The 6214-nt window shown below is 44.5% G+C and carries 7 protein-coding genes; all 7 read left to right on the top strand.

Annotated elements, in window-relative coordinates; translation table 11 throughout:
- Positions 1-217: 217 nt before the first annotated feature.
- On the top strand, positions 218-664 hold the full coding sequence (locus tag AB4558_RS20420) for a pilin (protein ID WP_371724368.1): 447 nt from the start codon (positions 218-220) through the stop codon (positions 662-664).
- Entirely contained in the window at positions 664-2349 is a 1686-nt protein-coding gene (gene pilB / locus AB4558_RS20415; protein WP_372074987.1) for a type IV-A pilus assembly ATPase PilB, read from the top strand. The genes AB4558_RS20420 and pilB overlap by 1 nt, the downstream gene beginning before the upstream one ends.
- A gap of 15 nt (positions 2350-2364) precedes the next feature.
- Positions 2365-3594 (top strand): type II secretion system F family protein, encoded by a 1230-nt coding sequence (locus tag AB4558_RS20410; protein ID WP_017065898.1) that lies wholly within the window; start codon positions 2365-2367, stop codon positions 3592-3594.
- A gap of 66 nt (positions 3595-3660) precedes the next feature.
- Positions 3661-4530 (top strand): A24 family peptidase, encoded by an 870-nt coding sequence (locus AB4558_RS20405; RefSeq protein ID WP_017058945.1) that lies wholly within the window; start codon positions 3661-3663, stop codon positions 4528-4530.
- 2 nt (positions 4531-4532) lie between these two features.
- Positions 4533-5147 carry a dephospho-CoA kinase gene (gene coaE / locus AB4558_RS20400; protein WP_017058946.1) on the top strand — a complete coding sequence of 205 codons (615 nt, stop codon included), beginning with the start codon at positions 4533-4535 and terminating at the stop codon, positions 5145-5147.
- Positions 5148-5173: 26 nt separating this feature from the next.
- Positions 5174-5914 (top strand): cell division protein ZapD, encoded by a 741-nt coding sequence (gene zapD / locus AB4558_RS20395; protein ID WP_017068873.1) that lies wholly within the window; start codon positions 5174-5176, stop codon positions 5912-5914.
- Between the two features lie 81 nt (positions 5915-5995).
- Positions 5996-6193 carry a DNA gyrase inhibitor YacG gene (gene yacG, locus AB4558_RS20390; protein WP_004735515.1) on the top strand — a complete coding sequence of 66 codons (198 nt, stop codon included), beginning with the start codon at positions 5996-5998 and terminating at the stop codon, positions 6191-6193.
- Positions 6194-6214: the final 21 nt, after the last annotated feature.

Below are 6214 nucleotides of genomic sequence, written 5' to 3'. Positions count from 1 at the left end.
ATCCGCGATGAACCTTTTTTATTACCTGAATTATCAATATTTCAAGCAGTTATTTAAGTTGATCGCATAAATTTGCCTGCTATATGAAACACTACACCAATAAATACCAAACCACTCGCGACCACACCTGAACACCATTCCACTACCCCATCTCAACTTCTATTCTTTCCATCAACCAGTGCTTGCGCTGAAACAAACTAAAGAATGGAATTAGACAATGAATAACAAGAACAAAAGAACGAACCAGAAAGGCTTTACGCTGATTGAATTGATGATCGTGGTGGCGATTATTGGTGTGTTGTCTGCGATCGCTGTGCCTGCATATCAAAATTACGTAAAGAAATCTGAAGCAACGACTGGTCTTGCCGCAGCAAAATCTTTAGTAACGAATGTAGATATGTTTATACAAGAAAATGGTCGCTTTCCTACAAATGATACAACAGGGTTTACCGCTGTTGGAGCAAGCACTGGTATGAATGCTATTGGTACTTTATCTTTCGAAAGTATCAGCGGAGCTGACGGAACAATTAAGTTTCTATTCGATAGCACAACATCTATAAGTACGGCATACGTTTCATTAGCAAGAACAAATTCTGGTTGGAATTGCACATTCACTAAGTCTGGTAAGCTAACGGATGATGATGTCCCAAAAGCTTGTAAATAATGATGCCTAGCCTCCTTACAGCTCTTCTTCAAACAAACTTAATTAACCCAACTCAAGAGAAAGCTGTAGTAGACCATATTCAAGCTTTCGGTGTTTCAACACCGGAAGCACTGTTCTCCCTAGGGTTACTTTCCGATAGCTGTCTAGCTGAAAACCTAAGCGCAATTTTTAGTTTACCTGTTATTCAGTTATCAAATATTAATTATCAATCTCTATGTGAAGAACTTGGTTTACGTGAACTCATCACTAAGTACAATTCAATCCCAATAAATTGCTCCTCGTCAACACTAACCTTAGCGGTTTCTGACCCTACGGATTTACAAGCTGAAGATGACTTTCGATTCGCAACCGGATTACAGATCGAACTGGTTGTCGCCAACTACTCCGAATTAGAAGGCGCTATACGCAAGCTGTATGGCCGTTCTATTTCAGGGCAAGATTCCAAACGCAAAGAGATCACTCAAGATGAACTCGCCAATCTTGTTGAGGTGTCTGACGATGAGATAGCGTCGATTGAAGATCTCAGCCAAGACGATTCCCCTGTCAGCCGCTTTATCAATCAGATACTGGTCGATGCGGTGCGTAAAGGTGCATCAGATATCCACTTCGAACCTTATGAAGAGCGCTACCGAGTACGACTGCGTTGTGATGGCATCCTTGTCGAGATCCAACAACCCGCCTCTCACTTAAGTCGTCGTCTATCAGCTCGCTTAAAGATCCTCGCCAAGCTTGATATCGCTGAACGTCGCTTACCTCAAGACGGTCGTATTAAGTTACGCTTGAACGACGAACTCGCGATAGATATGCGTGTATCAACTTTGCCGACCTTGTGGGGTGAAAAGATCGTTCTTCGACTGCTTGATAGCAGCGCGGCCAATCTAGATATCGATAAGTTAGGTTACAGCGAAGATCAAAAAGCACTCTACCTCAATGCCCTGAAACGCCCACAAGGGATGATCTTAATGACAGGGCCTACCGGCAGCGGAAAAACCGTCTCCCTATATACTGGCCTTCGAGTGCTCAACACAACTGAACGCAACATATCAACAGCCGAAGATCCGGTGGAAATTAACCTATGTGGTATCAATCAGGTACAAGTGACGCCTAAGATCGGCTTTGGATTTGCGGAAGCTCTGCGATCATTTTTACGACAAGACCCTGATGTGGTGATGGTTGGAGAGATCCGCGACTTGGAAACGGCAGAAATCGCGATCAAAGCATCGCAAACGGGTCACTTAGTACTTTCGACACTGCACACGAATTCCGCCGCAGAAACCGTCACCCGACTCGCACATATGGGTATAGAACCCTTTAACCTCGCTTCATCATTGAGTTTGATTATCGCCCAACGACTGGCAAGACGATTATGCAACCACTGCAAAGAAAATGACGACTCGCCAGACATATTCCTGCGTCACTCCATTCCTAACAGCCAAACCATCTACAAAGCGAGTCCTAAAGGTTGCAATGAGTGTAACCAGGGTTATTCGGGGCGAGTGGGTATCTATGAAGTGATGCCGTTTAGCGATCAACTGAAAAGCAGCCTAATCGACAAACCTAACGCGTTAGCCATTGAAAACTTGGCTCGTCGAGAAGGCATGAGAACTCTGCAAGAGTCAGGGTTAGATAAATTGCTTGAAGGCACCACCAGCTATCAAGAGCTGCAACGTGTTCTGTACATATAAACCCATGGAGCACCAATGAGTAGCAAATCCAAACAATCACAACTAAAAAGCTATCACTGGAAAGGCATTAACAGCTCAGGCAAGAAAGTGTCTGGGCAAACCTTAGCGCTCACTGAATTGGAAGTACGAGAAAAGCTCAAAGAGCAGCATATTCAGATTAAGAAAATCAAAAAGAAAAGTATTTCAGCCGTGACTCGTTTAACTCATAGAGTCAAAGCCAAAGACATCACTATTTTAACTCGCCAACTGGCTACCATGTTGGCGACTGGTGTGCCGATCGTGCAAGCCATCAAGTTGGTGTCAGACAATCACCGCAAAGCTGAAATGAAATCGATTCTATCGCATATCTGCAAAGGTGTAGAAGCCGGAACGCCAATCTCAAAAGCGATGCGAACCGCAAGTCGTCACTTTGATGACCTATACACTGATTTGGTCGCGACAGGCGAGCTCTCCGGTAACCTTGCACAAGTATTTGAACGCTTGGCGACCTATCGTGAAAAGAGTGAGCAACTAAAATCCAAGGTTATAAAGGCTCTCATCTACCCAGCAATGGTTGTAGCGGTCGCCCTTACCGTTTCCTACTTAATGCTGACCATGGTGATTCCAGAGTTTGAGTCGATGTTTTCCGGCTTTGGCGCCGACCTGCCTTGGTTCACTCAACAAGTACTCTACCTTTCCCATTGGATGCAGGCTTACAGCTTTTATACTGCCGTAGGCATAGGGCTTGTTGTCCTGATTATTTACCAACTGTGTCAGCGTTCCCACTCGATCAAACTGTCTGTTAGTCGGCTAGGATTACGCTTTCCTGTTCTTGGTGGCGTATTAGCCAAAGCCTCTATTGCCAAATTCAGCCGAACCTTATCAACCAGCTTTAGTTCTGGCATTCCGATTTTAATGAGCCTTAAAACCACAGCCAAAACCGCAGGCAACCTGCATTATGAATCGGCCATCATTGAGGTTCACCGAGAAACGGCTGCTGGCATGCCAATGTATATCGCAATGCGCAATACCAACGCCTTTCCTGAAATGGTGTTACAGATGGTGATGATCGGTGAAGAGTCAGGAAACCTTGATGATATGCTCAATAAAGTAGCCTCCATTTACGAGTTTGAAGTCGACAACACCGTCGACAATTTAGGCAAGATTCTAGAGCCACTGATCATCGTATTTTTAGGGACAGTTGTTGGCGGGCTTGTGGTTGCGATGTACTTACCGATCTTTAATCTTATGAGTGTGTTAGGATAGTTAAAAGCAACTAAACACCCATGAGCAACAATCTCTGCTCACCTTGATTAAGTGGTAAAGGACACTATGGAAGTATTTCACTACTATCCTTGGCTATTCCCCGTATTAGCTTTCATTTTTAGCCTTCTTATCGGCAGCTTCCTCAACGTAGTCATACACCGTTTGCCAATTATGATGGAACGTGAATGGCAACAAGAGTGCTCGGAATATTTCTCTCAATATAAAATTCCAGCGCCAGAGGGAAAGTTCAACCTCAGCATTCCTCGCTCTACCTGCCCGAAGTGCAAAACCCAATTAAGAATCGTCGACAATATCCCAGTCTTAAGCTGGTTGTTCTTAAAGGGTAAGTGCCATAGCTGTGCTAATCCAATCAGTGCTCGCTACCCTTTGGTCGAACTGCTTACCGCAATACTTTGCACAATGGTTGCTAGCCACTTTGGTTTCAGTTACTACGCCATTGCTTTGATTTTTTTCACCTTCGCACTGATTACCGCGACCTTTATCGATCTCGATACCATGCTACTGCCCGATCAAATCACCTTGCCTTTAGTATGGTCCGGTATCGCTTTAGCATTGTTTAATATCAGCCCAGTATCGCTGCAAGATTCTGTGGTTGGCGCAATGGCTGGCTACCTGGCTCTGTGGTCTGTTTATTGGTTGTTCAAACTACTGACAGGCAAAGAAGGCATGGGTTACGGTGACTTCAAACTCCTGGCTGCGCTTGGCGCATGGCTTGGTTGGCAGCACCTACCGATGATCATCCTTTTATCTTCGCTTGTTGGCCTTGTGTTTGGTTTGATTCAACTTCGCTTGAAACAGCAAGGCATCGATAAAGCCTTTCCATTTGGGCCCTACCTTGCGATTGCGGGTTGGGTAAGCTTGATGTGGGGTAACGACATCATGGGTTGGTATTTCACTTCTGTACTAGGAATTTAACCATGGCAATCATTATCGGATTAAGCGGTGGTATCGCCAGTGGCAAAACTACGGTCGCTAACCTGTTCAATGAGCATTTTAATATAGATATTGTTGATGCTGATATCGTGGCACGTGAAGTGGTTGCGCTGGGCAGTGTTGGCTTAAAACAGATTACAGAACACTTTGGTGAGTCTATCTTGCTTGACGATGGAACACTCAACCGAAGTAGGCTGCGTGAGCTGATCTTCTCAGATCCTAAAGAAAAGCAGTGGCTCAATGATCTTCTTCATCCCATGATCCGTGACAAAATTGACAGTGACCTGTCTAAAATCACATCCCCGTATGGTTTATTAGTTGCACCGCTATTGGTGGAAAACCAAATGCAAGGCATGGCCGATCGCGTATTAATTGTTGATGTGCCAGCAGAAGTTCAAATAGAACGTACGATGAGTCGTGACAATGTTTCTAGGGAACAAGTTGCATCAATTTTAAAATCACAGGCTTCAAGAGAACAACGCTTAGCAGTTGCAGATGACGTGATTAAAAACCATACTAAAAACCAAGAACTTTTGCCTCAAATCACAGATTTACATCAAAAGTATCTGGCAATCAGTGCTGTAGATGGGTCAGAATAGAACAATGTTGAATGAAGGTTTGCTCGATGATCACCCATAAATTTGAACATCCTCTAAATGAGAAAACACGCATCTACTTAAGAGTCGAATCGCTCTTGAGGCAGCTACACTTGTCTTCTACATTTTCCGATGCTCAACAGTATCAACTCTTTTTCCGTTCCATCTTTGATCTGATTGAAATCTTCGAACAGATCCAACTCAAGAGCGAACTCGCAAAAGATATTGAGAAGCAACGTGTAACCTACAAAAGCTGGTTGGATGTTGAAGGTGTCGATCAAGAGATGCTGACATCACTACTTAATGACATTGGTAACATCTATCGTGATCTGATGCAGGCAGAACGTTTTGGCCAATCACTTAAAGAAGACCGCTTCCTGAGTGCGATTCGCCAGCGCTTTAATCTTCCAGGTGGCTCATGCTGCTTTGATTTACCGGCACTGCATTATTGGCTGCACCTTCCTCTTGATAAGAGAATGCGAGATGCTAAAGCTTGGATGGACAGCTTACAGCCTCTGTATGAAGCGCTAACACTGTGGTTGAAGCTCACCAGAGAGACGGGTCACTTCAAAGAGAAAATCGCTCGTGCTGGCTTCTTCCAGAGCGATGCCGATGAAGCGAATATCCTTCGTCTTTCTATTCCGATGCAATACGGTGCCTACCCGATGATCTCCGGTCACAAGAACCGCTTTGCTGTTAAGTTCATGAGCTTTGAAACTGGGCAAGCCTGTACTCAAGACATCGAATTTGAATTGGCAATCTGCACCTAATTAATTTCCTTTTATAGTTTGGCTTGAGCCCTCACTCGAGCCTAAACTCACTATTATTACACCTTCAAATTAAGAATCACTATGTCGAAGAAAATCACCATCGTTAAATGCCCTCAATGTAATGCTGACGTTGAATGGGGCGAACAAAGCCCGCACCGCCCGTTTTGCAGCAAGCAATGTCAGATGATTGATTTCGGTGAATGGGCAGACGAAGAGAACAGCATCGCTGGCGCACCAGATATGTCAGATAGCGATGGTTGGTCGGAAGATCCGCACTAAGCGAGTAGCGAGTAGCGAGTA

It is taken from the genome of Vibrio sp. 10N.222.51.C5 (assembly GCF_041474575.1).
Classification (GTDB): domain Bacteria; phylum Pseudomonadota; class Gammaproteobacteria; order Enterobacterales; family Vibrionaceae; genus Vibrio; species Vibrio crassostreae_C.
Note: the sequence above shows the minus strand (reverse complement) of the source record. Positions and strands in the feature narration are given on the sequence as shown.